This window comes from Kitasatospora sp. NPDC048365, assembly GCF_043200835.1.
GTDB classification, from domain to species: domain Bacteria; phylum Actinomycetota; class Actinomycetes; order Streptomycetales; family Streptomycetaceae; genus Kitasatospora; species Kitasatospora terrestris.
This window is the reverse complement of record NZ_JBICYJ010000035.1, coordinates 1-26692: the sequence shown is the minus strand read 5'-3', so window position 1 is coordinate 26692 and position 26692 is coordinate 1. Positions and strand designations below refer to the sequence as shown.

At 74.2% G+C, this 26692-nt stretch carries 25 protein-coding genes; 19 read left to right on the top strand and 6 right to left on the bottom strand.

The genetic code is table 11. From position 1 onward, the window contains the following. Nucleotides 1–78 precede the first annotated feature (78 nt). Nucleotides 79–1614: an MFS transporter gene (locus tag ACGFX4_RS29620; protein ID WP_393080653.1), complete on the top strand. Its 1536-nt coding sequence runs from the start codon at nt 79–81 to the stop codon at nt 1612–1614. Here the strand turns inward: ACGFX4_RS29620 and ACGFX4_RS29615 are convergent. Beyond that, nucleotides 1533–2840 (bottom strand): hypothetical protein, encoded by a 1308-nt coding sequence (locus tag ACGFX4_RS29615; protein ID WP_393080650.1) that lies wholly within the window; start codon nt 2838–2840, stop codon nt 1533–1535. The two genes, ACGFX4_RS29620 and ACGFX4_RS29615, sit on opposite strands and share 82 nt — an antisense overlap. A gap of 278 nt (nt 2841–3118) precedes the next feature. On the opposite strand from ACGFX4_RS29615, the gene ACGFX4_RS29610 reads away from it, so the two are divergent. The 4 genes from ACGFX4_RS29610 to ACGFX4_RS29595 all read left to right on the top strand — a co-directional run bounded on the left by ACGFX4_RS29610 (nt 3119) and on the right by ACGFX4_RS29595 (nt 10203). Next, nucleotides 3119–5647: a phosphatidylglycerol lysyltransferase domain-containing protein gene (locus ACGFX4_RS29610; protein ID WP_393080648.1), complete on the top strand. Its 2529-nt coding sequence runs from the start codon at nt 3119–3121 to the stop codon at nt 5645–5647. A 102-nt stretch (nt 5648–5749) separates the two neighbouring features. After that, on the top strand, nt 5750–6379 hold the full coding sequence (locus tag ACGFX4_RS29605; RefSeq protein WP_393080645.1) for a class F sortase: 630 nt from the start codon (nt 5750–5752) through the stop codon (nt 6377–6379). 15 nt (nt 6380–6394) lie between these two features. After that, a complete protein-coding gene (locus tag ACGFX4_RS29600; RefSeq protein WP_393080642.1) occupies nt 6395–7684 on the top strand; it encodes an alpha/beta hydrolase in 1290 nt (429 codons plus the stop codon). Beyond that, the gene (locus ACGFX4_RS29595; protein WP_393080640.1) at nt 7681–10203 is read left to right on the top strand and encodes a bifunctional lysylphosphatidylglycerol flippase/synthetase MprF; all 2523 of its coding nucleotides are present in this window, start codon (nt 7681–7683) and stop codon (nt 10201–10203) included. The genes ACGFX4_RS29600 and ACGFX4_RS29595 overlap by 4 nt, the downstream gene beginning before the upstream one ends. A gap of 40 nt (nt 10204–10243) precedes the next feature. Here the strand turns inward: ACGFX4_RS29595 and ACGFX4_RS29590 are convergent, their stop codons facing one another. Next, complete coding sequence (locus tag ACGFX4_RS29590) at nt 10244–10732, bottom strand: SsgA family sporulation/cell division regulator (protein ID WP_393080637.1); 489 nt, start codon at nt 10730–10732, stop codon at nt 10244–10246. A 114-nt stretch (nt 10733–10846) separates the two neighbouring features. On the opposite strand from ACGFX4_RS29590, the gene ACGFX4_RS29585 reads away from it, so the two are divergent. The 4 genes from ACGFX4_RS29585 (at nt 10847) to ACGFX4_RS29570 (ending at nt 14950) form a co-directional block, all read left to right on the top strand. Then, complete coding sequence (locus ACGFX4_RS29585; RefSeq protein WP_393080634.1) at nt 10847–12376, top strand: sigma-70 family RNA polymerase sigma factor; 1530 nt, start codon at nt 10847–10849, stop codon at nt 12374–12376. Nucleotides 12377–12407: 31 nt separating this feature from the next. Next, a complete protein-coding gene (locus ACGFX4_RS29580) occupies nt 12408–12605 on the top strand; it encodes an Arc family DNA-binding protein (protein ID WP_393080777.1) in 198 nt (65 codons plus the stop codon). 8 nt (nt 12606–12613) lie between these two features. Further along, nucleotides 12614–12991 carry a type II toxin-antitoxin system death-on-curing family toxin gene (locus ACGFX4_RS29575; protein WP_345701851.1) on the top strand — a complete coding sequence of 126 codons (378 nt, stop codon included), beginning with the start codon at nt 12614–12616 and terminating at the stop codon, nt 12989–12991. A gap of 135 nt (nt 12992–13126) precedes the next feature. Then, nucleotides 13127–14950 carry a DEAD/DEAH box helicase gene (locus tag ACGFX4_RS29570; protein WP_345701850.1) on the top strand — a complete coding sequence of 608 codons (1824 nt, stop codon included), beginning with the start codon at nt 13127–13129 and terminating at the stop codon, nt 14948–14950. A 69-nt stretch (nt 14951–15019) separates the two neighbouring features. On the opposite strand, the gene ACGFX4_RS29565 is transcribed toward ACGFX4_RS29570, so the two are convergent. Beyond that, entirely contained in the window at nt 15020–15484 is a 465-nt protein-coding gene (locus ACGFX4_RS29565; RefSeq protein ID WP_393080631.1) for an SsgA family sporulation/cell division regulator, read from the bottom strand. A 159-nt stretch (nt 15485–15643) separates the two neighbouring features. Here ACGFX4_RS29565 and ACGFX4_RS29560 point away from each other — a divergent pair, with 159 nt between their 5' ends. The 6 genes from ACGFX4_RS29560 to ACGFX4_RS29535 all read left to right on the top strand — a co-directional run bounded on the left by ACGFX4_RS29560 (nt 15644) and on the right by ACGFX4_RS29535 (nt 19966). Further along, nucleotides 15644–16435 carry a sensor histidine kinase gene (locus ACGFX4_RS29560; RefSeq protein ID WP_393080628.1) on the top strand — a complete coding sequence of 264 codons (792 nt, stop codon included), beginning with the start codon at nt 15644–15646 and terminating at the stop codon, nt 16433–16435. 63 nt (nt 16436–16498) lie between these two features. Continuing rightward, nucleotides 16499–17161 carry a LuxR C-terminal-related transcriptional regulator gene (locus ACGFX4_RS29555; protein WP_393080626.1) on the top strand — a complete coding sequence of 221 codons (663 nt, stop codon included), beginning with the start codon at nt 16499–16501 and terminating at the stop codon, nt 17159–17161. A 184-nt stretch (nt 17162–17345) separates the two neighbouring features. Beyond that, nucleotides 17346–17579, top strand: a complete 234-nt coding sequence (locus tag ACGFX4_RS29550) for a TM2 domain-containing protein (RefSeq protein WP_393080623.1) — start codon at nt 17346–17348, stop codon at nt 17577–17579. 3 nt (nt 17580–17582) lie between these two features. Then, nucleotides 17583–18014: a DUF2752 domain-containing protein gene (locus tag ACGFX4_RS29545; protein ID WP_393080621.1), complete on the top strand. Its 432-nt coding sequence runs from the start codon at nt 17583–17585 to the stop codon at nt 18012–18014. A gap of 426 nt (nt 18015–18440) precedes the next feature. Further along, complete coding sequence (locus ACGFX4_RS29540; protein ID WP_345697323.1) at nt 18441–19091, top strand: helix-turn-helix domain-containing protein; 651 nt, start codon at nt 18441–18443, stop codon at nt 19089–19091. Nucleotides 19092–19225: 134 nt separating this feature from the next. Then, nucleotides 19226–19966 (top strand): S16 family serine protease, encoded by a 741-nt coding sequence (locus ACGFX4_RS29535; RefSeq protein ID WP_393080773.1) that lies wholly within the window; start codon nt 19226–19228, stop codon nt 19964–19966. A 26-nt stretch (nt 19967–19992) separates the two neighbouring features. On the opposite strand, the gene ACGFX4_RS29530 is transcribed toward ACGFX4_RS29535, so the two are convergent. Beyond that, entirely contained in the window at nt 19993–20799 is an 807-nt protein-coding gene (locus ACGFX4_RS29530; protein ID WP_393080617.1) for an IclR family transcriptional regulator, read from the bottom strand. Between the two features lie 109 nt (nt 20800–20908). Then, on the bottom strand, nt 20909–21391 hold the full coding sequence (locus ACGFX4_RS29525; protein WP_393080614.1) for an Lrp/AsnC family transcriptional regulator: 483 nt from the start codon (nt 21389–21391) through the stop codon (nt 20909–20911). Nucleotides 21392–21571: 180 nt separating this feature from the next. Between ACGFX4_RS29525 and ACGFX4_RS29520 the strand changes: the two genes are divergently transcribed. Further along, nucleotides 21572–22012, top strand: a complete 441-nt coding sequence (locus tag ACGFX4_RS29520; protein ID WP_393080613.1) for a VOC family protein — start codon at nt 21572–21574, stop codon at nt 22010–22012. 67 nt (nt 22013–22079) lie between these two features. Here the strand turns inward: ACGFX4_RS29520 and ACGFX4_RS29515 are convergent, their stop codons facing one another. Further along, on the bottom strand, nt 22080–22598 hold the full coding sequence (locus ACGFX4_RS29515) for a hypothetical protein (RefSeq protein ID WP_393080610.1): 519 nt from the start codon (nt 22596–22598) through the stop codon (nt 22080–22082). 154 nt (nt 22599–22752) lie between these two features. Here ACGFX4_RS29515 and ACGFX4_RS29510 point away from each other — a divergent pair, with 154 nt between their 5' ends. From ACGFX4_RS29510 to ACGFX4_RS29500, 3 genes are all read left to right on the top strand, one after another. After that, nucleotides 22753–23457 (top strand): response regulator transcription factor, encoded by a 705-nt coding sequence (locus ACGFX4_RS29510; protein ID WP_345697318.1) that lies wholly within the window; start codon nt 22753–22755, stop codon nt 23455–23457. 56 nt (nt 23458–23513) lie between these two features. After that, nucleotides 23514–24881 (top strand): histidine kinase dimerization/phospho-acceptor domain-containing protein, encoded by a 1368-nt coding sequence (locus ACGFX4_RS29505; RefSeq protein ID WP_393080770.1) that lies wholly within the window; start codon nt 23514–23516, stop codon nt 24879–24881. A gap of 141 nt (nt 24882–25022) precedes the next feature. After that, the gene (locus ACGFX4_RS29500) at nt 25023–26558 is read left to right on the top strand and encodes a cellulose binding domain-containing protein (RefSeq protein ID WP_393080607.1); all 1536 of its coding nucleotides are present in this window, start codon (nt 25023–25025) and stop codon (nt 26556–26558) included. Nucleotides 26559–26692: the final 134 nt, after the last annotated feature.

The following is a 26692-nucleotide window of genomic DNA, read 5'->3' as shown; positions in this document are numbered from 1 at the left end:
CCTAGGACCGGCGGGGTAGGCCGGATTCGGCCCGCAGGTCAGGAGTCATCCGGGCGTTCGCCGCTTACGATGTTGCTCATGGCCACCACCTCCCCCACCTCGGTCGACAAGCTGCCCCCGCTCCCCGCGGAACCGGAGAGCGGGGGTGTGCTGAGCGGCCCGTACCGGGCGCTGACCCTGGGGATCGTCTCGGTGGTCCTGCTGCTGGCCTTCGAGGCGACCGCCGTGAACACGGCGATGCCGGTGGCCGCCCGCGAGCTGCACGGCCTCGGGCTGTACGCCTTCGCCTTCTCCGGCTACTTCACCACCACGCTGTTCGCGCTGGTGGTGTCCGGCCAGTGGTGCGACCGGCGCGGGCCGCTGGCGCCGCTCTTCACCGGCATCGCCGTCTTCGCGGCCGGCCTGGTCACGGCCGGGACGGCGGCCAACATGTGGCTGTTCGTGGCCGGCCGGGCGGTCCAGGGCCTCGGTGGCGGCCTGGTGATCGTGGCGCTGTACGTGGTGGTCGGCCGGGCCTTCCCGGAGCGGTTGCGCCCGGCGGTCTTCGCCGCCTTCTCGGCGGCCTGGGTGCTGCCCTCGATCCTCGGCCCGGTGGTCTCCGGTGCGGTCACCGAGCACCTGGGCTGGCGCTGGGTGTTCCTGGCGGTGCCGGTGTTCGTGCTGCCGCCGCTGCTGGTGATGTGGCCGCCGCTGCGCCGCTCGGAGCGCGCCCAGCAGCCGGCCGAGGCCAAGCCGTACGACCGGCGGCGCACCGCCGACGCGGCGATGGCGGCGGTCGGGGCCGGGCTGCTGCAGTACGCCGGGCAGCGGCTGGACGCCCTCGCCCTGCTGCCGGCGGTGGCCGGTGCGGCGCTGCTGGGGCCCGCCGTGGTGCGGCTGCTGCCGGCCGGCACGCTGCGCGCGGTGCGCGGGCTGCCGACGGTGATCCTGCTGCGCGGGGTCGCGGCCGGCGCGTTCTTCGCGGCGGAGGCGTTCATCCCGCTGATGATGGTCACCCAGCGCGGGCTGTCGCCGACGCTCGCCGGTCTGACCCTGACCAGCGGCGGACTCTCCTGGGCGCTCGGTTCGTGGCTGCAGGGCCGGCCGGCGGCGGAGCGGTACCGGGGCGCGATGATCCGGGCCGGTTTCGTCCTGACGGCGGTGGCGATCGGCGGGGCGGCACTGGTGCTGGTCCCGGCGGTGCCGACCTGGGCGGCCGCCACGGCGTGGGGGATCGGCGGGGTCGGGATGGGCATGGCGGTGGCGAGCATCAGCGTGCTGATGATGAAGCTGTCCGAGCCCGAGGAGACCGGCGCGAACTCGGCGGCGCTGCAGCTGAGCGACGCGCTGGGGAACGTGCTGCTGATCGGTCTGGCCGGGGTGCTCTTCGCCGCGCTCGGCGGCGGCTCGCCGGTCGCCGCCGAGGCCCAGGGGTCGACCCCGGCCACCCCGTTCGCGGTGATCTTCCTGGTGATGGCCGGGGTGGCCCTGGTCGGGGCCGCGGTGGCGGGCCGCGGCGTGCCCGGCCGGAACGGGTCCGGCCGGGCGGCGGCTCAGGCCGTCGGCGAGGCCGAGGCGGCCGGGGCCTTGGCGGGGGCCGAGGAGGACGCGGCGGGCGCCGAGCCGCCGAGGTAGGCGGACCAGCCGCCGGCCGGGGACTCGCCCGGGGCGAGTCCCTGGAGCTTCTTCAGCACGGCCGGGTCCTGCACCTCCAGCCACTGGATGAGCTGGCGGAAGGAGACCAGCCGGACCTCCGGCTTCTCGGCGATCGCCTTGATGGTGTCCTCGACGGCGTTCATGTAGATGCCGCCGTTCCACTGCTCGAAGTGGTTGCCGATGATGAACGGCGCCCGGTTGGAGTTGTACGCCCGCTCGAACCCGGCGAGGTAGGAGCCGCGGGCCTGGTCCTGCCAGAAGGCGTGCTGGCCCGGGTCGCCCTTGGTGTTGTTGCCGGACTGGTTGTACATGATGTTGTAGTCCATCGAGAGCACCTGGAAGCTGTGCCCGGGGAACGGGATGGACTGCAGCGGCATGTCCCACAGCGCGCCGCCGGCGAACTTCTGCGGCCAGACCTGGAGGCCGCCGGGCCCGCTGCTGTCGTACTTCCAGCCGCGCTTGACGGCGGTCGGCAGCAGGCCGCGCTGGCCCTCCAGGCACGGGGTGCGGCCGCCGATCAGCTCCTTGCGGTAGTCGAACGGCAGCGGGGGCAGGTCGCTGAAGCCGGTGTTGGTGCGCCAGTTCATGACGAAGCCCATGGCCTGCTCGATCTCGCTGTCCCAGTCCTCGGGGGACCAGCGGCCGCCGCCGTTGGCGCCGCAGAAGTGCCCGTTGAAGTGGGTGCCGATCTCGTGCCCCTCCAGCCAGGCGTCGCCGAGCTGCTGGATGGTGTCGCGGATGTGGTTGTCCGAGAGGTAGCCGATGTCGGAGGCGCCGACCGGGTGCTGCGGCGGGTGGTACAGCGACTTCTTCGACTCGGGCAGCGCGTAGATGCCGGAGAAGAAGAAGGTCATCGAGGCCTTGTGGTCCTTGGCGAGCTGCCGGAAGCGGCTGAAGAGCCGGTTGTCCAGCTCGCCGGCGCCGTCCCAGGAGAAGACCACGAACTGCGGGGGCCGCTCGCCGAGGGCGAGCGGTTCGGGCTTGGGCTGGTTCGGCTGGGGGCCGCTGTCGGAGGTCGAGCCGTCGCCGATCAGGTTGGCGGGCGGCTTGGGGGTGCCGGAGGGGCTTGCGGATCCCGAGGCGGCCGCGGGCGGCGCGGCCTGCTCACCTCCGTTGTTGCCGGAGGTGCCGGAGCAGCCCGCCGCGAGGGAGGCGGCGGTCGCGGCCCCGGCGGCGAGCAGGGTCCGGCGGGAGAGGGCGTCCATGTCTCACATCCATTCACCGAGAAGTGCGGCGGGGAGTCAGCCACCCGGACAGTGTGGTCATCTGATGATCCGAGCGGATACGTCTGCCGAGAGTCGGGGCTCAGCATGGCACGGAGGCGCCGGCCCGGGAGGGAAGCGCGGCAGGCCAGGCGGGTGACACGCCGGGCGCCGCGGCGACGCTCACCTGTTCGGGCCTGCCGGGACGGCGAGCGGTGGCGTCCCCGGCTGATCCGTCGTCAGCTGGTGGATGACCCAGCCCCCGGAGGTACGGACCAGCCATGTGGCAGTCGCTGCTCGACGCGTACCGGGAGCGGATCGTCGACACCGGCCGCGAACCGCTGTTCCTGCTGCTGCTCGGCCTGGTCCTGGCCTTCCTGTTCATCCGCTTCAGCGTGCGGATGATCCGCCGGGGCACCTCCTGGTGGCCCGGCAACGTCACCCCCGGCGGGATGCACATCCACCACGTGGTGTTCGGTCAGGCGCTGCTGCTGATCTGCGGGATCTCCGCGTTCGCCATCCGCGGCGACGGCGGGCAGTGGTGGAACCTGCTCGGCTTCGGCTTCGGCGTGGGCTGCGGGCTGGTGCTCGACGAGTTCGCGCTCGTCCTCCACCTGCAGGACGTCTACTGGGCCGAGCAGGGCCGCACCTCGGTGGACGCGGTGGTGCTGGCCGTCGCCGTGATCGGCCTGCTGCTGATCGGGGAGCTGCCGCTCGGCGGCGTCGCCCGCCACCCGGACGCCCCGCAGCTGGTCGGGGCGGCGGTCCTGCTGGCCCTGGTCGGCGTGACCCTCTTCAAGGGCAAGATCTGGACCGGGCTGCTCGGTGTGATGCTCTGGCCGCTGGCGCTGGTCGGCGCGCTGCGCCTGGCCCGGCCGACCAGCCCGTGGGCGCGCTGGCGCTACCGGGCCCGGCCCCGCCGGATGGCCCGGGCGGAACGCCGGGAGGCCCGGTTCCACCGGCGGCTGGTCGCCTTCAAGACCCGGACCTACGACCTGGTGGCGGGGACGCCCGACCGGGCGGTCCCGGAGCCGGCCGGCCCCGGCGTCCCGGTCGAGGCGGCGGCCGTGCCGGTGGTCGAGCCGGAGCCCCCGGAGCCGCCAGAGCTGCCGGAGCTGCCGGAGCCCGGGCCGGTGGCCCCGTGGCGGGAGCACTGCGCGGCCGTCGCGGAGTGGTACTTCCGCATCGCCACGGTGCTCAACACCCTCGGCGCGCTGATCGAGCCGTTCCGGGAGCAGGTCAACCGGGCGAACCGCGGCGAGTTCTTCACCCCGGTGCTGATCACCTCCGGCCTCACCGCGGCCCTGCTCGCCGGGCTGCTCGCGGTGATGCTGCGCCGACGCAAGCGGGCCGCCTGGATCGCCTCGGTGGTGGTGGTCGGGCCGTACGCGGCGCTGTACGTGCTGGCGCTCACCGGCGACACCTACCGGGCGCACCCGTTCAACTGGGTGTCGGCGGCCCTGACCGCCGGTCTGTTCGTGGTGCTGCTGCTCGGCCGCGACGCCTGCCGGGTGCGCGGCGGGCGGGGCAACGTGACGGCGGCCCTGGCCGTGCTGCTGGTCGGCGGCGCGCTGCTGGTGGGCATCGGCGCGGCGGTGGTGCGGGTGACGTACACCGCCTCGCCGCCCAGCTGGGGCGAGTCCGTGGTGTACGTGCTGCTGCGCCTGGTGACGGTCTCCGGCGCCTTCGACTACGCGGACGTGGACGTCCCCGGGTGGGTCGACCTCGGCCTCAACACGGCGGGCGCGGTGCTGCTGCTGACGGCGCTGCGGCTGCTGCTGCGCTCCGCGCGCGGGCGGCTGCGGCAGGACGCCGAGGACGAGGCGCGGCTGCGCGCCCTGCTGGAGCGCTGGGGGGAGCGCGACTCGCTCGGGTGGTTCGCGCTGCGCCGGGACAAGGCGGTCAGCTGGGCGCCGTCCGGGGACGCCGCGGTGCTCTACCGCGTGGTGTACGGGGTGGCGCTCGCCTCCGGCGACCCGGTGGGCGACCCCGCCGCATGGGCGGCCGCGATCGAGGTGTGGCGGCGGGAGGCCCGGGTGAACGGCTGGATCCCCGCGGTGGTCGGGGCGGGCGAGGCGGGCCGCGCGGTGTACGGCAGCCGGGAGCGGCTGCGGGTGCTGCACCTGGGGGACGAGGCGGTGGTGGAGGCCGCCGCGTTCGATCCGGCGGCCGAGGGGATGGCGTACCTGCGGGAGAACGAGCGGCGGCTGCGGGAGGCCGGCCACCGGGTGGTGGTCCGGCGCCACCGGGACGTCCCGGCGGAGGAGTTCACCGAGCTGGTCCGGCTCGCCGACGCCTGGCGGCACGGACGCAGCGAACGCGGCTTCTCGATGGCGCTCGGCCGGCTCGGCGACCCGGACGACGGCGCGTGCCTGCTCGCCGAGTGCCGGGACGAGAACGGCCGGACCGCCGCACTGCTGTCCTTCGTGCCCTGGGGCGAGGACGGGCTGACCCTGGACCTGCTGCGCCGCGACCGCGAGTCGGACCCGGGGCTCGCCGACTTCGCGGTCACCCAGGTCCTGCTCCGGGCCGGGGAGTTCGGCGTGGCCCGGGTGTCGCTGAACTTCACCGCCTTCCGCGCGGCGTTCGCCTCGGACGGCGGCGGCCTGGTGCTGCGCGGGGCGCGGGCGGTGCTGCGGCTGCTGGCCCGCTGGTGGCGGCTGGAGGCGCGCTACCGGGCCACCGCGGAGTACCGGCCGACCTGGCGGCCGCGGTTCGTGCTGTACGAGCGGGCCACCGAGATCCCCGCGATCGCCTCCGCCAACGCCACCGCCGAGGGCCTGCTCACCCGCCCCCGGCTGAGCCGTTAGGGCCCGGACGACGTGCCCCCTGGATGGTCGCTCCCGACGTGCCGCCAGGTTGCGGCGCCGGTTGACTGGGCGCAGGTCCGTGGTGGTACGAGGGGAGTGAGGGTGAGTCAGCAGGCGGCGCGGAGCGCGTGGCCCGGAGCGCTCGCGGCCGGGACGGCGCTGGTGCTCGGCGCGTGGCTGATCTCCGACGGGGAGGGCCTGCGGCTGCCGCCCGCGCCCGGCGCCGCCCAGGCGTACGAGGGCGCGGTGATGCCCGTGGTGCCGCCGCTGTCGCCGTCGCCGCCGACCCGGGTGCGGATCCCGGTGCTGGGCGTGGACGCGCCGGTGACCGGCCTCGGCCTGGACGGCGAGGGCCGGCTCGCCGCACCGCCGGAGGGGGACCGGAACCTGGCGGGCTGGTACCGCGACGGCGCCGCCCCGGGCGCGAAGGGCGCCGCCATCGTGGCCGGCCACGTGGACACCGCGGACGGCCCGGCGGTCTTCTACCGACTGGGCGCGCTGCGCCGCGGCGACCAGCTGGAGGTGGTCCGCGCCGACCGCGCGACCGTCTGGTTCCTGGTCGACGCGGTCGAGGTGTTCCCGAAGAAGGACTTCCCGGACCGCCGGGTGTACGGGCCGACCCCGGACGCCCAGCTGCGCCTGATCACCTGCGGCGGCGGCTTCTCCCGGTCCACCGGCTACGACGGCAACGTCGTGGTCTTCGCCCACCTCGTCCGCGCGCAGCGGGCCTGACCGGACGGGAGCCCGATGAACCCGCTCGACTGGTCGCTCATCCACGGACCGGTGCCGGTCCTGCTGCTGATCGCCGGCTGGGTCTCGCTGCTCGGCCTGGCGGTCTCCTCCACCCGGCACTGGTGGACCCGCCGGGTGCCGTGCGCGGTGGTCGCGGCGGCGGTGCTCACCGTCCTGGTCGTGGTGTGGGTGGACGAGTGGTGGCACCCGTTCCCGGAGGACCTGCCGAACGACGTGGTGTTCTGGATCGCGGTCGCGCTGCTCGGCGTGTGCCTGGCCGCGGTCCGGATGCCGGTGCTGCACTGGCGCGGCCGGGTCGTCGCGCTGGTGGCGGCCGCCCTGGTGGTCGCGATGGCGGCGAACGAGGTCAACCGGCACTACCAGGAGTACCCGACGCTGCGGGCGATGCTGGCGCCGAAGACGGAGGCGCTGACCACCGGGCGGACCGAGCACACGGTGGCCGTCCCGGCCGGGAAGACCCTGTCGGAGGTGTGGCAGCCGCCCGCCGGGATGCCCGCGAAGGGCACGCTCTCCTCGGTGGACATCCCCGGCACCAAGTCCGGCTTCAACGCCCGCGACGGCTACGTCTACCTGCCGCCGGCCTACCAGGCCGACCCCCGGCCGCTGCTGCCGGTGATCGTGCTGCTGGCCGGCCAGCCGGGCGGCCCGGCCGACTGGGTGAACTCGGGCGGGGTCCAGCAGGTGCTGGACGACTTCGCGGCCGCGCACCAGGGCCTGGCGCCGGTGGTGGTGATCGCCGACCCGATCGGCTCGACCCTGGGCAACACCCTCTGCATGGACTCGAAGATCGCCAAGGCGCAGACCTACCTGGCCGAGGACGTGCCGAACTGGATCCACAGCCACCTGCAGACCGCCACCGACCGCAAGGCCACCTCGATCGCCGGGATCTCCTTCGGCGGCACCTGCTCCCTGCAGCTCGCCGTGAACGCCCCGCAGGTCTACGGCTCGTTCGCCGACATGTCGGGCCAGTCCGAGCCGACCCTGGGCACCCACGACGAGACGGTGAAGGAGGCGTTCGGCGGCGACGAGGCGGCGTTCGAGGCGGTCGATCCGGCCCACGTGATGGCCCGCACGAAGTTCCCGGACACCGCCGGGCTGTTCATGGTCGGCACCGACGACGCCGAGTTCGGGCCGCAGCAGCACCAGATGTACGCGGCCGCGACCGCCGCCGGCATGCACACCGAGTTCCAGACGGTGCCCGGCGGGCACAACTGGTCGACCTTCCACGCCGAGATCACGGTGGCCGTCCCGTGGCTGGCCCGGCAGCAAGGACTGATCCGATGAGCGAGGCCGTGACCACCGACGCCGCCCCGGTCGCCCCCAGTCCCGATCACGGCTGGCGGCGCTGGCAGCTCGCCCTCGCCCCGCTCGGTGCCCAGCTGCGGGCCGCCCCGCTGACCCTGGCGCTGCTGGCCGCGCTCTGGGTGGTCGGGGCGGCCACCGGGTCGCTCGCCGAAGGGCCCTCGCAGTCGCTGCTGGAGCAGGTCGGCGTCGGCCTGCCCACCCTGGAGGCGGGCCGCTGGTGGACGCCGTTCAGCTCGCTGCTGTGGTGCTCCGGCATCGGCCCGTACGTGCTGCTCAGCCTGTTGCTGGTGCTGATCGGGCCGTTCGCCGAGCGGCGGCTGGGCACCCCGCTGTCGGCCGTGGTGCTGGTGGCCGGCCAGGTGCTGGGCACCCTGCTGGGCACCGCGCTGGTGCGGCTCGGGGTGGCCGCCGACGTGGCCTGGACGCAGGACATCCAGGACCAGATCGCGGTCAGCCCCGGCGCCGGCCTGGTCGCGCTGGCCGCCGTGCTGAGCTACCGGCTGACCGCGCTCTGGCGCCGCCGGCTGCGGCTGCTGGTGGTGCTGGTCCCGCTGGTGATGGCCCTGTACGTGGGCCACCTGCAGGGGGTGCAGCGGCTCGCCGGGGTGGCCTGCGGCCTGCTCGGCGGGGCGCTGATCCACAAGCGGCCGCTGCGCCGCACCCACCGGGCCTCGTTCGCCGAGACCCGGGTGCTGGTCGCGCTGTGCGTGGCGGCGACCGCGCTCGGACCGCTGGTCGCCTCGCTGTACGAGGACGCGATCGGGCCGTTCAACTCCTTCGCCGACCTCTACTTCTCGCACGGCTTCTCGGCCCAGGAGATTGCCGACGCCTGCGCGGAGTCGGCGGCCGCCTGCGCCCGGGCGCACTCGGTGGACCAGTTCTTCGACTCGCCGGGCCGGCTGATGGCCGCCCTGGTGCCCGCGCTGCTGCTGGTGCTCGGCGAGGGCCTGCGCCGCGGCCTGCGGCTGGCCTGGTGGATCACCCAGGTCACCGAGCTGGCCTGGATCGCGGTGCTGTGCTGGGTGCTGACGATCAACTACGACGACTTCGCGGCGGACGGCGGCACCGCGTACCTGTTCGAACTGATCGGGGAGGCGCTGCTGCTGCCCGCCGCGATGGTGGTGCTGCTGGCCGTCACCCGGCGCTCCTTCGACCAGCGGCTGCCCCGCCGGGACGTCCGCCGGCTCGCCCTGGTGGTCGGCGGCGCGCTGGTGGTCACCTGCGCCGCGTACGTGGGGATCGGCTGGCTGCTGCGCGAGCAGTACCAGCCGGAGGCGACGCTCGGGAAGCTGTTCGCCGGGCTGCCGTCCGAGCTGCTGCCGCCCGCCTACAACGACCTGCTGCCCGACTACCCGGTGGCGGTCGGTCAGGGCGCCCGGTTCCTGGAGAACTACCTGGGCGTGCTCTTCTGGCTGGTCGCGCTCGTTGCCCTGCTGCTGGCGTTCCGGCGGCCGGTGGTGCACAGCGACGCGGCGGACGCCGAGCGGGCCCGGGCGCTGCTGACCGCGCACGGCGGCTCGACGCTCTCCTTCATCTCCACCTGGGACGGCAACCACTACTGGTTCGACGCCGAGGGCCGGGCGGCGGTGCCCTACCGGGTGGTCGCCACGGTGGCGCTGACCACCGGCGACCCCTTCGGCGAGCCCGCGGCGCGGCGGCGGGCGGTGGCCGGCTTCGCCGCGTACTGCGACGCGCGGGGCTGGACGCCGTGCTTCTACAGCTGCACCCAGGAGATCCGGGACGCCGCCGAGGAGCTCGGCTGGCGCTCGCTGCAGGTGGCGGAGGACACCGTGGTGCCGCTGCCGGAACTGGCCTTCACCGGCAAGAAGTGGCAGGACATCCGCACCTCGCTGAACAAGGCCGGAAAGGCCGGGATCACCGCCGAGTGGTGGACCTACCGGGACGCGCCGATCGCCGTCCGCGACCAGGTGCGCTCGATCTCCGAGGAGTGGGTCTCCGACAAGGGCCTGCCGGAGATGGGCTTCACCCTCGGCGGGCTGGCCGAACTCGACGACCCGGCGGTGCGGATGCTGGTCGCCGTCGACCAGGACCGCACGGTGCACGGGCTGACCAGCTGGATGCCGGTCTACGAGGACGGGGCGCCGGTCGGCTGGACGCTGGACTTCATGCGGCGCCGCTCGGAGGGCTTCCGCGGGGTGATGGAGTTTTTGATCGCCTCGGCGGCGCTGGGCTTCAAGGAGGAGGGCGCGCGCTTCCTCTCGCTGTCCGGCGCACCGCTGGCCCGCGCCGACCGCGGTGAGCCGCCGACCGCGCTGCAGCGGATGCTGGACTGGATGGGCCGGGTGCTGGAGCCGGTGTACGGCTTCCGCTCGCTGCTCGCCTTCAAGGCGAAGTTCCAGCCGGAGTACCGGCCGATGTACATGGTCTACCCGGACCCGGCGGCGCTGGCCGCGATCACCCGGGCGATCGGGAAGGCGTACCTGCCGCACCTGACACCCGCCCAGGGCGTACGGCTGATGCGCAAGTTGTCCGCCTGAACAGGCCGGCCAGGGGTGGTGTGGGCACCCCCGGCCGGCGTCAGCCGAGCAGCTCGGCGAGCGCGCGGTCGGCGTCCAGGTGGGCCGGCTCGCTGCCCTCCGGGACGGCGATGTGGCTGCGCCACAGGAAGCGCCGCAGCTCGTTGCTGTCGAACTGGAGCAGCGCGGTGCCCTCGGGGGAGCGCAGCTCCACCATGGTCCGCTGGCCGAGCGCGGGCCGGATGTGCACGTCGCCCAGGCCGCTCGGCAACTCCAGCCCGGCCGCCAGCAGCTGACGGGCGAACACCCACTCGATCTCCGGCGGGGCCGGTGGCCGGGCCAGCGCCAGGCCGCCCGGCGTCGGCTCGGCCTCCTCCGGCCGGTCCGCCCGGTCGGCGTCCAGCGCGTACTCGGCCGGGAACAGCATGTGCACCGCCAGCGGGTCGTCGGCCCGGTAGCGCAGGGTGACCCGCAGCCGGGCGGAGCGGTGCGTGGTGATCAGCAGGCGGGCATGGACGAGCTGCTCGACGACGGCAGACATACCGGTCATGGGTGATTTCCTCCGAGGGGCGTTTTCCTGGTTATGGGAGTCGCGCCGAGTGGCCGGTATTACGCGGGTTTCCGGCCAATTCCCTGTGATCTGACTCACAAACAGATTCCGGGGGTGACGTCGGCGGCGCATGATTCGAGCCGACACGCGCTCGAGGAGGCCCCGATCGTCCCACCGGGTGCGGTGCAGCGGCTGGCGCTCGCCGCCTACACCGCCGTCTACCAGCAGCACCACCGCGGCCTGCTGCGCTACGCCCGCACCCTGACCGGCGACCGACACCTCGCCGAGGACCTGGTCGCCGAGGCCCACCTGCGGGTCTGGCAGCGGATCGCGGCCGGCCACCGGATCGACGACCCGCGCGCCTACCTCGCCACCACGGTGCGAAATCTGGCCACCGTCCCGCGGGAGGCCGTCGACCCGTTCCCGGCCGAACCCGGGCCCGCACCCGGCGCCGACCCTGCCGACCGGGTCGCCGAGGTCGCCCGGCTGCGCGACCTGCTCGGCCGGCTGCCCGAGCGGTGGGCCCAGGTGCTCTGGCTGGCCGAGGTCGAGGACCTGTCGCTGGAAGAGGTCGGCGCCCGGCTCGGACTGCGCCGCAACGCCGCCGGCGTCCTGCTGCACCGCGCCCGGGAGGGCCTGCGCACCGCGTACCTGGGCGACTACCCCGGCACCCCGGCCGACCCCGAGTGCGCCGCGTACTGGGCGGTCATCCCGCCGCACGTGCGCGGCGCCGCGCCCGCCCGCCGCGCCCGCCTGCTGACCGGGCACGTTCGGGAGTGCACCGACTGCGCGGACCGGCTGGACCGGCTCCGCCGGGTCAACCGCCGGCTGACCGGGCTGATCGGGCCCGCCGTCCTGCTCTCCGGCCTCGGCGCCGGCGGCGCCGTCGCGGTGGCCGGCGGCCCGGCCTGGGGGATCGGCGCGGCCGCCGCCGTGCTGGGCGGGGCGATGGCGCTGATGACCGCCGGCACCCCGCCGACCGAGGAGGTCGCGGGTGTCCGCCCCCCGGCGGTGCCCAGCGCCGCGCCGCGGCTCACCGCCGACCCGGCCGGGACCGCCGCCGCGCGGAGCGCCGAACGCCCCACCCCGGGCCCGGTCCGGCCGCCGGCCACCACCGGCCCCGGGTCCGGTGCGACCGGGGCCCCGGCGCCCGGAGCCACCGCCCCGGGCGCCGCCGGCACCCCGCCGACCGCCCCCGCTCCGCCCTCTCCGGCGATGTCCCTCCCGCCGGGGCCGGGCGCCTCCGTCGAGCCCGGCCGCGCCCCCGGGGGAGGTGCTTCCCCGTCGACCACGGCCGGCGGGCCGGAGCAGGTGCCCGGCGGCTGCGAGGTGGGCTACCTGGTCATCAGCCAGTGGGAGGGCCGGTTCGTGGTCCAGCTGCGGATCCGCAATACCGGGCCGGGCGCCGTCACCGGCTGGCGGCTGGTCTGGCCGCTCGCGGCCGGCCAGCACGTCGTTGCCTCCTGGTACGGCACGACCGGCGAGCAGGACGGCTCGGCCCGGCTCACCGACGCCGGCTGGAACGCCCGGATCGATCCTGGTCAGGCCGTCGACTCGGGCTTCGAGGGCAGCTGGGCCGGCGAGAACCCGGCCCCCGCGGTGATGTACCTCAACGGCACGGCCTGCGCGGTGGTACCGAAATGACCCCACCGGTGCCTACCATGGCGTCATGGCGATGAACCTTCGACTCAGCGACGACCAGCAGGAGGCGCTGCGGCAGCGCGCCGAGCAGGAGGGCCGCTCGATGCACTCCGTGGTGCTGCGCGCCATCGACCGCTACCTGGACGAGGAGACCGACCAGGCGGCCGTCCGCCGGCTCGGCGCCAAGTACGCCGCCAAGCACGCGGAGCTGCTGCGCAGGCTCGGCGAGTGACCGCGACGGTGAAGTACCTCACCGTCGCCGAGATCCTGGAGCTCGCCGAGTACGCCTGCCAGGGCCAGGACCCGGGCGTGCGCGACCTCGGCCTGCTGGCCTCCGCCGCGCACCGGCCGCAGTCCCAGATGTTCGGCGTCGAGGCCTACCCCGGGCTGTTCGGGAAGGCCGCCGCGCTGCTCCACTCGCTGGCGGTCAACCACCCCTTCGTCGACGGCAACAAGCGCACCGCCTGGATGAGCTGCGTGGTCTTCCTCGACCTCAACGGCGTCGACATGGCGGACGTCGACCAGGACGCCGCGTACGACCTGGTGGTGGCCGTCGCCGCGGGGGAGCTGGACGAGGTCGCGGTGATCGCGGAGCGGCTGGACGGGCTGCGCCGCTAACACGGATCGCCTCCGCGGGCCGGTAGGCTGGGCGGGTTGTACGACCGCCTGCCGACTGCGGGGCGGGGCCGGGACACCTGCCCTGACCTGCGACGACCCCTCTCGGAGACCGTGAGTACTGCCGCCTCCTCGCCGATGGCCCCCCTGTTCTCGCACGCCGACACCCACGCGTCCCGGCCCGCCGGTACGTCCGCCTCGGCGCACCTGTCCCCGGCCTTCCCCGGCCGTGCCCCCTGGGGCACCGCCGGCAAGCTCCGGGCCTGGCAGCAGGGCGCCCTGGACAAGTACATCGAGAAGCAGCCGCGGGACTTCCTCGCGGTCGCCACCCCCGGCGCCGGAAAGACCACCTTCGCGCTCACCCTGGCCTCGTACCTGCTGCACAACCACCTGGTGCAGCAGATCACGGTCGTCGCGCCCACCGAGCACCTGAAGAAGCAGTGGGCCGAGGCCGCCGCCCGGATAGGGATCAAGCTCGACCCGGCCTACTCCTCCGGACCGCTGTCCAGGGAGTACCACGGCATCGTGGTCACCTACGCGGGCGTGGGCGTCAACCCGATGCTGCACCGCAACCGCACCGAGGCCCGCAAGACCCTCGTGATCATGGACGAGATCCACCACGCCGGTGACTCCAAGTCCTGGGGCGAGGCCTGCTTCGAGGCCTTCGAACCGGCCACCCGGCGCCTCGCGCTGACCGGTACGCCGTTCCGCTCGGACACCAACCCGATCCCGTTCGTCAGCTACGAGGCCGACACCGACGGGCTGCGCAAGTCGGTCGCCGACTACACCTACGGCTACGGGCACGCCCTCGCCGACCACGTCGTCCGCCCGGTGATCTTCCTCTCCTACAGCGGCAACATGCGCTGGCGCACCAAGGCCGGCGACGAGCTGGAGGCCCGGCTCGGCGAACCGATGACCAAGGACCTGATCGCCCAGGCCTGGCGCACCGCGCTCGCCCCGCAGGGCGAGTGGATCCCGGCCGTGCTGCAGGCCGCCGACCGGCGGCTCACCGAGGTCCGCAAGGCCATCCCGGACGCCGGCGGCCTGGTCATCGCCACCGACCAGAACGTCGCCCGCGCCTACGCCAAGCTGCTGCGCGAGATCAGCGGCGAGAAGGTCACCCTGGTGCTCTCCGACGAGGCCGAGGCCTCGAAGCGGATCTCCGACTTCTCCGAGGGCACCTCGCGCTGGATGGTCGCGGTCCGCATGGTGTCCGAGGGCGTCGACGTGCCGCGCCTCAGCGTCGGCGTGTACGCCACCTCGATCTCCACCCCGCTGTTCTTCGCCCAGGCCGTCGGCCGCTTCGTACGCGCCCGCAAGCGGGGCGAGACCGCGTCCGTCTTCCTGCCGACCATCCCGATGCTGCTCTCCTTCGCCAACGAGATGGAGCTGCAGCGCGACCACGTCCTCGACCGGCCGAAGAAGGAGGGTGAAGGCCTCTTCGACGAGGAGGACCGGCTGCTCGCCGAGGCCGAGAAGGCCAACGACGGGCCGGACGGCGGCGGCGAGGAGTTCTCCTACGAGGCGCTCGGCAGCGACGCGGTCTTCGACCGGGTGCTGTACAACGCCATGGAATTCGGGATGCAGGCGCACCCGGGCAGCGAGGAGGAGGAGGACTACCTCGGCATCCCCGGCCTGCTGGAGCCCGACCAGGTCCAGATGCTCCTGCAGAAGCGCCAGCACCGGCAGATCCAGCGCTCCAAGGCCAAGCCCGCCGACGAGGCCGACCTGCTGGAACTGCCCGCCGAGCAGCGGCCGGTGGTCACCCACCAGGAGCTGCGCGAGCTGCGCAAGGAGCTGAACGCGCTGGTCGCCGCCTGGCACCACCGCACCAGCCAGCCGCACGGCACCATCCACAACGAGCTGCGCCGCCAGTGCGGCGGCCCGCTCACCGCCCAGGCCACCGCCAACCAGCTGCGCTCCCGGATCGGCCGGATCCGGGAGTGGGCCACCCAGGGCTGACGCCGCCCCCGCGGGCCCGGCCCGCGGGGGTCGGACCCGGCCCGGGGGAGTCGGGCCCGGCCCGCGGGCCTAGTTGGCGGCGAGCATGTGGGCCAGTTCCTGGTCCAGGTCGGACTCGGACCACTCGGCGCCGAAGGGCACCAGCAGGTCGGTGCGCAGCAGCACCTCGTGCAGGGCGGCGACCCGGGTGGTCAGCAGGGCCTCGCCGCCGGGGGCGCGCAGCAGGATCCGGACCAGGCCCGGATCCTGCTCGTCCGGACAGACGTGGATGTCGCCCTCGCCGGCCGGGGCGCTGATGCCGTCCAGCAGCAGCTCGCGGGAGACCGTCCAGCGCACCGGCGCGTCGCCGGGGAGCAGGAAGGTCAGCTCGACCACCAGCGGGTCGGCGGCGGTGTACGCGACGTCCACCGGGAGGTGGAAGGCCAGGCCGTGCCCGCCGTCCAGCTCCATGGCCAGCCGGGCGGCCAGGGCGGCCGGACGGCCGATGCCGTGCTCCGGCAGCTCCCGGCCGTCCGACATGTCCTGATGACGCATCTCGTTCCCCCGTGTCCACGATTCGGTCGTCGTTTTCACGTCCAAGCCTTCCCGCTTGACCGAACCGTTACATCATTCGACAGTCGGGGAGGAAATTCCGCACATAGGGTGGTAAGAAATAGGCGGTTCGGCGGTGGACGACCTACCGGGGAAAGTGATATGTGGGGATTTCGGCTGCGGAACACGCGCGTCCCCGTTCTGACGGCGCTCGCCGAGCGCTGGCGCGAGGCCGGCCGGCTGGAGGAACGCGAACGCATCGCGCGTGAGGTGCACGACACCATCGCGCAAGAACTCGCCGGGATCGCGATGCTGGCCCGGGCCGCCGACGGCGCGCTCACCGGTGAGGGTGCCGGCCACGAGGTGGCCCGCGAGCGGCTGCGCACCCTGCACCGCACCACCGTGCTTGCCCTCGGCCACGCCCAGGACCTGACCGCCGGCGCCGCCGTCTCCGAACTGGCCGAGGGCGGCCTCGTCCCCGCGCTGGAGCAGTACGTCGAACTGTGCCGCCGTCACATGGTGGCGGCCCGTCAACTCCTGGACATGGGGCCGGGGGTCGGGTGGTTGAGCGAGCCGCGGGTGCCCGAGATCCGACTGCGGGTCAGCGGCGCGCGGCGCCGGCTGCCGCTGCCGGTGGAGAGCGTGGTGCTCTGGTCGATGCGGGAAGGCATCTCCAACGCGATCCGGCACGCCGCGGCCGAGCGTGTCACCGTCGACCTCGACCACCTGCCGGACCGGCTGCGCGCCTCGGTGCGCGACGACGGCGTCGGCCTGGCCGCAGGCCGGGGCGGTTCGGGCGGCAGCGGAATCGGCCTGGACGGGCTGCGCCGACGGGTCGTCGGACTCGGCGGCCGGATGGTGGTGGAGGGCGGTGCGGGCGGCGGTACCACACTGCGGGTGGAATTCGAGTATTCGACACGCGGGCCGCGGAAAACGTCCAGACGATTTGTCTGACCATATTTCCGCCCTGCCATACTGTTCCCCCTTCCCCCACCAGCACCACACAGGAGCCGCGGCATGCCTGGGCCGGACTCGAAGTCGATCCGGGTCGTGGTGGTCGACGACCACCCGGCGATCCGGCTCGGCGTACGCGCCATGCTCGCCTGCGAGTCCGACATCCGGCTGGTCGGCGAGGCCGCCGGCGACGACGAACTGCTCGACCTGATGGCCGCCCTGCGCGGCGACGACCGGCCCGACGTCGTCCTGCTCGACATGCACCTCGGCGCCGGACTCTTCCAGGGCGTCGACCTGATCCGCTCCCTGATCTCCCTCGCCGACCCGCCCGCCGTCCTGGTACTCAGCGCCTTCGCCGCCGAACAGGACATCTTCGCCGCGATCGACGCCGGCGCCTCCGGCTTCCTCGGCAAGGAGACCGCCGCCGAAGGCCTCGTCTCCGCCGTCCGGGCCGCCGCCCGCGGCGAATCCGTCCTCGGGCCGGTCGCCGTCACCCGGCTGCTGCGGCGGATGCGCAACGCCGCGCCCAGCCTCTCCCGGCGCGAGGTCGAGGTGCTGCAGCTCCTCGCCGACGGGCTGTCCAACCGTCAGATCTCCTCCCAGCTCTTCATCAGCGAGGCCACCGCCAAGAGCCACCTGACCAACATCTACGCCAAGCTCGGCGTGGAGAGCCGCGGCGCCGCGGTCGCCGCGGCCATCAGGGAGGGCCTGCTGCGGGTCGGCTGAGAGCCGTTCGCCGCACGGGTCATGCGCCGGCAAAGAAACCGTGGAGACATCGCGGAGATCATCCGCTACTGTTCGGCGTGCCCAGGCGTGAGCGGGCCTCCACGGGGGGACGCGGCCTGACAACCGTTCAGTCAGTGAGACGGCTTGTCCCGATTTGCGGCGAGCCGTCAGGAGGAGTGCCACCGTGTCGTACCAGAACAACCCCGAGCTGTCCGACAAGTCGAAGCTCGTCGCCGGTCTGCTGCAGATCTTCCTCGGCACCCTCGGCATCGGCCGCTTCTACACCGGCCACGTCGGCATGGCCGTCGCCCAGCTCCTCACCTGCGGTGGCCTCGGCATCTGGTCGCTGATCGACGGCATCCTCTTCCTCGTCAGCGACGACCGCACCGACGCCCAGGGCCGCAAGCTGCGCGCCTGACCCGTGCCGCACCACCGCGACACCCCCCACCCCCGCCGGGCACCCGGCGGGGGTGGCCGCGTTCGCGCCGCGGCCCCGCCGCTCGCCGTCCTCGGCGCCGGCCTCGCCGGGGCGGCGTACCTCTACGGGCGCGACCCGCACCTGCCCGGGCAGTGGCTGCCCTTCTGCCCGTGGCGGCGGATCACCGGCCTGCAGTGCCCCGGCTGCGGCGGCACCCGCATGACGTACGACCTGCTGCACGGCGACCTCGCCACCGCCTGGCACGACAACGCCGCCCTGCTGCTGGCCCTCCCGCTGGTCGCACTCCTCTACCTCACCTGGCTCCGCCACGGCCTCGCCGGCCGCACCTGGCGCTTCCGCCCCGGCCGCCCGACCGTCGCCCTGATCCTGGGCACGGCCCTGGCCTGGACGGTGCTCCGCAACCTGCTCGCGTGACCGCCGCCGCCCCGCGGCGGACACCCGGCTCCGCCGGGCGCAGCCGGCTGCGCCCGGCGGGCTGCGCCTGCGGCGGGCGTATCGGGCTGCGGCGGGTGGGGTGTCCGGAGTGCGGAGTGGGGTCGAACTTTCGTTCGAATTTCGTGGCGGGTATGGGTCAATTCGTCCCTAGTCAAATCTCGAATCTGCGACGATCCAGATCGGATTTTGGACAAGCACTTCCGCAGTACACCTTCGGTTCACTACTTTCTCCCCACGCTCACTCGAAGCCCACCCCGACCGAGACGAGCCCGCAGAGCATGTGCGCTCGTCGATGGCGCCGACGCATGCGCTCCAGCGCGGACACCCACCTGCGCGCGACAACCTCCGTCCCGGCCCCGGTAGTTGCCGGCGGGCCGGCGACGCCGCGGAAAGGAATTGCGCGTCGTGACTGCTGAGACTTCCCAGACGCTGGACAGAGGCGTCCGGGTACTGAAACTGCTTGCCGACTCCGAGCGCGGGCTGACCGTCACCGAGCTCGCCGCCCGGCTCGCGGTCAACCGCACCGTCGTCTACCGCCTGCTCGCCACGCTGGAGCAGCACGGGCTGGTCCGCCGGGACATCGGCGGCCGGGCCCGGGTCGGCCTGGGCGTGCTGCGCCTGGCGCACCGGGTGCACCCGCTGCTTCGTGAGGCGGCGCTGCCGGCGCTGCGCAGTCTGGCCGAGGACCTGGGTGCGACGGCGCACCTGACCCTGGTGGACGGCAACGAGGCGCTGGCGGTGGCGGTGGTCGAGCCGACCTGGACCGACTTCCACGTCGCGTACCGGACCGGGCTGCGCCACCCGCTGACCGAGAGCGCGGCGGGCCGGGCGATCCTGGACGCGCGGACCTTCCCGAACCAGCGCCGTCCGGAGCAGGGCTTCGTGATCACCCGCGCGGAGGAGCAGTCCGGCGCCAGCGGGGCCGCGGCGGCCCTGCTCGGGCTGAGCGGGATCGAGGGCAGCGTCGGTGTGGTGATGCTCAACGGCCTGGTGCCCGAGCGGGTCGGCCCGCGCGTGGTGGAGGCGGCGACCGAGGTGGCCGACGCGCTCCGCTGAGCCGCGGCCCGGCCGTGTGCTGAGCCTTTGTCGCGGGGGCGCTCCGGCGTGGTTGGATGCGGGTTGTGTCTGCTCAGAAGCTGCCCGCGTTCGTGACCGCGCCGAAGACCCGCGCCCTGGCCCTGTGCTCGCTGATGGTGTGCGTGCTGCTCCTGGTGGGGGCGTTCGTCCCGCTGCCGTTCACGCTGACGCAGCCGGGGGTCACGGTGGACACCCTGGGGGAGTACCAGGGCAAGCAGGTGATCACGATCAGCGGTGCGCCCGTGCGGACCACCACGGGGCAGCTGCGGGCGACGACGATCTCGGCGACCAACCCGGACCAGAAGCTGAGCCTGCGCCGGGCGCTGGAGGCGTGGGCCAACGAGGACGAGGCGCTGCGCCCGACCGACCAGGTCTACCCCGAGAGCGATCCGGCGGACGCGCAGGAGGAGACCCAGCGGCAGATGACCGAGTCGCAGGACGCGGCGACGCTGGCGGCGCTCGGCTATCTCCACCTGTCGCCGTCCCAGGTGAAGGTGACGGTGAACCTGGGCGACATCGGCGGGCCGAGCGCCGGGCAGATGATCGCGCTGGGGATCATCGACAAGCTGGACGGTGACGGCAAGGGCGGCGACCTGACCGGCGGCATGGTCGTGGCGGGCACCGGCACGGTGGACGCCGACGGCCGGATCGGCGCGGTGGGCGGGGTGCCGCTGAAGACGCTGGCGGCGGCCCGGGACGGTGCCACGGTCTTCCTGGTGCCGTTGGGCGAGTGCGCGGAGGCCCGGGTGAACACCCCGGAGGGCCTGCGCCTGGTCCCGGTCGAGACGCTGGCCGGCTCGGTCGCCGCGCTGATCGCCCTGCACTCCGGGAGTGGCACCGTCCCGCACTGCTGATCCGTGGCCGGTGGTCCGTGTCCGGGTCAGAGCCCGAACGCGGCCGTGGTGATGTCGTCGCCGATCCGGGTGCGCAGCTGCGCCGCGGCCTGGGCTAAGCGGTGCGCCTGGGTCATCGGCAGGGAGAGCGAGACCGCGGCTATCCCGCTGCCCAGCACGATCGGGACGGCGGCGCCGGCGAAGCCCAGCAGGTACTCCTGGTACTGGGTGATCGGCGCGGCCCGCTGCGGGCCCTGCCGGGGCAGCAGCGGCAGGTGGGCGGGGTCGCGCAGGGTGTACGGGGTGAACGGGACCATCGGGTAGCGGGCCAGGTGGGCCCGGCGCTCCTCGGCGGACATCAGGGCGAGCAGGGTCTTGCCGGCGGAGTGGGCGTGGGCGGCCGCGCGGAAGCCGCGGGCGTCGACGGTCGGGGCGCCGGGTGCGGCGGCGGCGGCGACCAGTTCGACCTCGTCGTGTTTGTACCAGGAGAAGTAGACGGCCGCGGAGAGTTCGTGGGCGAGCCGGCCGAGCAGGCGGTTCAGCCGGGTGCGGCCGGCCGTCGGACTGTCCTCCCGAGCCAGTCCGGCGACTGCCGGGCCGGTCAGGTAGCGGCCGTCGACCCGTTCCAGGTACTGGTCGTGGACCAGGGTGCGCAGCAGGTGGTAGGCGGTGCCGAGGGCCAGCCCGGTGTCCCGGGCGAGCTGCTTGGCGGTGGCGCCGGCCGGGTGGCAGGCGGCCGCCTCCAGCAGCCTGAGGGCGCGTTGGGCGGAGGTGATCAGCGTGGGTGTCTCCGCGGTGGGGGCCGTCGACCCGGCGGTGCGGCTCCGCGGTGCGACGGTCTTCTGTGGGTTCATGGCTGCGATCTTCGCGTGCACAGTCGCCGGGCATATGCCAAAAATCGCACGATGGTCGCAGACCCGCCCGGAAGGCCCGGAATGGCCGGTATGCCGGGCCCGTCCGGGTTCACTCGCCCGCGGCCTGCTCCACCAACGGCAGGATCCGGTACGGCACGGGGTTCTCCAGGGCGATCGCGGTGGAGGCCCGGACGATCCCCTCGAAGCCCACCACCCGGTCGATCACCCGCTGCAGGTCGGCGTTGGAGCGGGCCACGATCCGCACCAGCATGTCGCCGTGGCCGGTGATGGTGTGCAGCTCCAGCACCTCCGGCACCGCCGACAGGTGGGCGCGGACGTCCGCGCCCTGGCCCTGGGAGATCTCCAGGGTGGCGAACGCGGTCACCGGGTACCCGAGCGCCGCCGGGTCCACCTGCGGGGCGAAGCCCCCGATCACGCCCTTCGCCTGCAGCCGGTCCAGCCGGGCCTGCACGGTGCCGCGGGCCACCTGGAGCCGGCGCGAGCACTCCAGCACGCCGATCCTGGGCTCCTCGCTGAGGAGTCTGATCAGTTTTCCGTCGAGCGCGTCGATCGCATCGCTCGGAGAGTGCACGGTCGCTCCGTCCCTTGGGCAAAGTGTCCAGCGTCGCCTGCCATTTTCCGGTCCGACGGCACAGCTTGACCAGGAGGAATCGGAACAGTTGCGCAACCCCGCGGTGCGCGCCACGCTCCTCCACACCCCGCGGTGCGGGCCCCCACACCGGGCCGCGGGACACCCTGGGGAGGGACCGCCGTGACCGACATCTTCACCGCGCCGACGTACCTCGCACTCGACGACGACCCGTTCGAGCCCTGTGCCGGGCTGGACGCCGTCGTCCTCGCCGTACCCGACCCCGGCCGCAGCGCCGAGCTCTACCGCACCGCCCTGGCGCTGCGCTGCACCGCCCACCACCCGGGGCTCGGCAGCTACCTGATGGAGGGCCCGGGCCTGCGCCAGCTGCTGGTGCCCGGCAGCGGCGGCGTGGTCGACCTCGCGCTGCGGGTCGACGACGCGTACGCCGCCTTCGACTATGCCGTGGACCGCGGCGCCGACCCGGTCACCGAGCCGTACGAGAGCGGCGACCACTGGGGCACCGTGGTGCTGGCCACCGTCGCCCTCGGCCCGGCCACCCACACCCTGGTCGACCGCGGCCGCTACCTCGGCCCCTACCTGCCCGGGTACGTCGCGCTCTGAGGCCCGGGCCGCCGGCCGGTCCGAGGCCTGTGCCGGCGGCCGACCTGAGGCCCGTGCCGCCGGCCGGTCAGCCCGGGACGGTCTGGACGTCCGGCGGGTGGCCGTTCCAGGTGACGAAGACCGAACTGGTGCGGCCGTCCTTGGAGAAGTCGATCCGCATCCACTGGTCGCCGTGCCAGATCTGCATCTGCCAGCCCGCCTCCGGCGTCGCCGAGACCAGGTCCGCGCGGTCCTGGCGCAGGTCCAGGGCGACCCGGCCGCCGGGGACGGCGTAGCTGTGCACCGAGGCGGTGGGGCTGGGCTTGCGGGTGGTGGGTGTGGCGGGCGTGGCGGGCGTCGAGGGCTTGCTCGGCGGGGGAGCCGAGCTGACCGGGACGGCCGCCTGGGTGGTCGCGGTGGCGCCGGTGGTCGGCGGGTCGGTCGGCGACCCGCTGCCCGGCGACGGGTGGGCCGAGGGCAGCGGGAGCGCCACCGGCTGCTCGAACACCGTGTCGGCCAGCACCGCGTGCACGCCGAACCAGGACAGCGCCACCGCCGCCCCGGTGGCCGCCGCCCAAGCGCCCAGTTGCACCAGTCCGCTTCGCATCGCGGGCCATCCTGCCGCATGCCCGTCCCCGGCAGGTCAGCGGCCCTGGCAATCGGAAGAAACGTTGCGGAAAACGTCCAGAAGCCGTTGTGAATCGTGCTGCCGGTACCCGAGGTACAGACCATTCCAACCCGATGCCGTACCGTGCAGGGCCATGGCAACAGTGCTCGTGGTCGAGGACGACCCGTTCGTCCGCTCCGCCCTCATCCGCCACCTGTCCGAGACCGGCCATGCGGTGCGCAGCGTCGGGACGGCCCTGGAGGCGCTGCGCGAGGTCGCCCAAGTCGGGTGCGACCTGGTCATCCTCGACCTCGGACTGCCCGACCTGGACGGCAGCGAGGCGCTCAAGATGATCCGCGGCCTGACCAACGTCCCGGTGATCATCTCCACCGCCCGGGACGACGAGGCCGAGATCATCCGGCTGCTGAACGACGGCGCAGACGACTACCTGGTGAAGCCGTTCTCCCCCGAACACCTGACGGCCCGGATGACGGCCGTGCTGCGCCGGCTCGGCGGCGGCGCCGTCACCGCGCCGCCGGTCCTGCGGGTCGGCGGCCTGGCCATCGACCCGCAACGGCGCGAGGCCGTACTCGACGGCAGGCCGCTCGACCTGACCCGCCGGGAGTTCGACCTGCTGGCCTTCCTCGCCGCCCGGCCCGGGGTGGTCGTGCCGCGCCGGGAGATCCTCGCCGAGGTCTGGCGGCAGACCTACGGCGGCGACCAGACCATCGACGTCCACCTGTCCTGGCTGCGCCGCAAGCTCGGCGAGACCGCCTCCAGGCCGCGCTACCTGCACACCGTGCGGGGCGTCGGCGTCCGGCTGGAAGCCCCGGGCGGGCCGGTGGGGTGCACGACATGAGCCGTTTCACGGGGGACGGGCCGGCCGGGGGCCGGCCCATAGCACTGCGCAGGTCGCTGCGGTGGGCGATGGTGAAGGCCGCGGTGGCCGGCACCGTCATGGTCGCGCTCGCCTTCCTGATCCCGCTCGGGCTGATGGTCCAGCAGACCGCCCGCGACCGGGCGTTCACCGCCGCCGAGCGGCAGGCCGCCGCGATCGGTCCGGCCCTCGCGATCACCACCGACCAGGACGCCGTCGCCCGGGCGCTGGCCTCCACCGACGCGGGCGCGCAGGACCGGATCGCCGTCCACCTGCCGGCCGGCGCGGTGGTCGGCGAGGGCCGGGTCGCCGCCGTCGACCTGTCCGCCGCGGTCGAGCACGGCCGGGCCGGCACCGTCCGCGCCCCCGGCGGCTTCGCGCTGCTCCAGCCGTTCGCCGTCGACAACGGCCAGGTCGCCGTGGTCGAGGTGTACGTCGCCGACGGGGACCTGACCCGGGGCGTGGGCACGGCCTGGCTGGTGCTCTCCGGCGTCGCGCTCGCCCTGGTCGCGCTGTCGGTCGTGGTCGCCGACCGGATGGGCGGACGGATCGTCATGTCGGCCCGGCGGCTGGCGGGAGCGGCGCGCTCGCTCGGCTCCGGCAACCTGACGGTCCGGGTGCCGGTCACCGGCAAGGCGGCCTCCGGCGCGCCGGAGGAGCTGATCGAGGCCGGACACGCGTTCAACGCGATGGCCGACCGGGTGGTGCGCCTGCTGGCCGCCGAGCGCGAGCTGGCGGCCGACCTCTCGCACCGGCTGCGGACGCCGCTGACGGTGCTCCGGCTGAACGCCGCCTCGCTCGGCGACGGCGACGCCGCCGACGCGACCCGGCACGCCGTCGAGCAGCTGGAGCGCGAGGTCGACCAGATCATCCGCACCGCGCGCCGCGACCCGGAGGACGCGCCGCCGGTGGTGCTCGGCTGCGACGCCGTCGACGTGATCCGGGAGCGGGTCGGCTTCTGGTCCGCGCTCGCCGAGGACGAGGGCCGGGCCTGGCAGCTGGCCGGCGCCGAGCGGCCCGCGCCGGTACCCGTCCAGCGCGGCGACCTGGCCGCGGCGGTGGACGCGCTGCTCGGCAACGTCTTCCGGCACACCGCGATCGGCACCGCGTTCTCGGTGGACCTGCTGGTCACCGAGAGCTCGGTGATCGTCCTGGTCGGCGACGCGGGCCCGGGCTTCACCGACCCGGCGACCGCGATCGAGCGCGGCGCGGGACACGGCGGGGAGGGGTCCACCGGGCTCGGCCTCGACATCGTCCGCAAGCTCGCCGAGGCCACCGGCGGCGACGTCGCGCTCGGCCGCTCGGCGGTGCTCGGCGGGGCGGAGATCCGGCTGCGCCTGCAGACCCGGAGCGAGGCCGCACCGCTGCCGCGGCAGAGCCGGCGTCGGCTGACGCGGAGGAATTGAGCGCGTTCTGTGCGGCTTCGCCCGCCTGCCTTAAAGGAGGCGTAAGCCGGGGCTACGAGTGCCTGAGCAGGGCGATCCGGGGGTGTCGGGGCCGCTAGCGTCCTGCGGGACGAGGTCGCCGATCACGGAGGTACGCCGAGCATGACGAGCCAGCCCACCCGACGTGCAGGACACCGCCGGCGCAGCCGGAAGGGCGTGGTGCTCGGCGCGTCCGCCGTCGCCGCCGCGATCGTCGCGGGCGGCGTGGTCGCCCTCGCGTCCTCCGCGAGCGCCGCGTCGATCGGCGCGGCGTACAGCCGTACCAGCGTCTGGGAGTCCGGCTACACCGGCCAGTACCTGGTCAACAACCCCACCTCGGGCCCGATCGACGACTGGACGCTGAGCTTCGACCTCCCGGCCGGCGCGCAGATCTCCTCGCTGTGGAACGCGGGCTTCACCGTCTCCGGCAGCCACGTCACGGTGAAGCCGGAGAACTGGAACAAGCGGATCGAGGCCGGCAAGTCGGTCAACGTCGGCTTCGTCGTCCAGGGCTCGGGCGCCGCCCAGGGCGAGCCCGGCAACTGCCTGATCAACAACGTCTCCTGCACCGCCGGCACCGGCCCGGCGCCGACGCCGTCCGGCCGGCCCACCACCGCCGCGCCCACGCCGAGCGCCTCCACCGCCGCCCCCACCGCGACCAGGACCAGCCCGGCCCCGACCGCGACGAAGACCACCCCCGCGCCGACGCCGACCGCCACCTCGACGCCCGCCCCGACCACCGGCGGCCGCTTCGCGCCGTACGTGGACACCTCGCTCTACCCGGCGTTCGACCTGGTCGGCACCGCCAAGGCGACCGGCGTGAAGACCTACAACCTGGCCTTCCTGGTCTCCGGCGGCGGCTGCGTGCCCAAGTGGGGCGGGGTCACCGATCTGACCGCCGACGCGGTCGCCGGCCAGATCGGCGCGCTGCGGGCGGCCGGCGGCGACGTCCGGGTGTCCTTCGGCGGCGCCAACGGCAGCGAGCTGGCGACGGCCTGCTCCTCGGCCGCCGAGCTGGCCGCCGCCTACCAGAAGGCGGTGGACGCCTTCGGCCTGACCAAGGTCGACTTCGACGTGGAGGGCGGCGCGCTCGGCAACACCGCCGCCAACACCCGCCGCGCCCAGGCCATCGCCCAGCTGCAGAAGACCGCCGCCGGCAAGGGCCGCACCCTCGACGTCTCCTTCACCCTGCCCGCGCTGCCCACCGGCCTGACCCAGGACGGCATCAACCTGGTCGGCGGAGCCAAGGCCGCCGGCGTCGACATCGGCGCCGTCAACATCATGGCGATGGACTACGGCGACGGCGTCGCCCCGAACCCGCAGGGCCGGATGGGCAAGTACGCGATCGACGCGGCCACCGCCACCCAGGCGCAGGTCAAGAGCGTGCTCGGCCTCTCCGACGCCGCCGCGTGGGCGAAGACCGCGGTCACCCCGATGATCGGCGTCAACGACGTCGCCACCGAGGTGTTCACCGTGGCGGACGCCACCCAGCTCGCCGAGTTCGCCAAGACCAAGCACCTGGCCTGGCTGGCCATGTGGTCCGGCACCCGCGACAAGGCCTGCCCCGGCGGCGCCAAGGCGTACGCCGACGCCACCTGCAGCAGCATCGACCAGCAGCCGCTGGCCTTCACCAAGGCGTTCGGCGCCTACACCGGCTGACCCGGTCCCCGCCCGTCCGGGCGCGGGCGGCCCGGCCCCCCCCCCGGGGCGGGGGGGGGGGGCCCCGGGGGGGGCCCGGGGGGGGCCCCGCCCCCCCGGGGGGGGGGCCGCGGGGGGGGGGCGCGCCCGCGGGG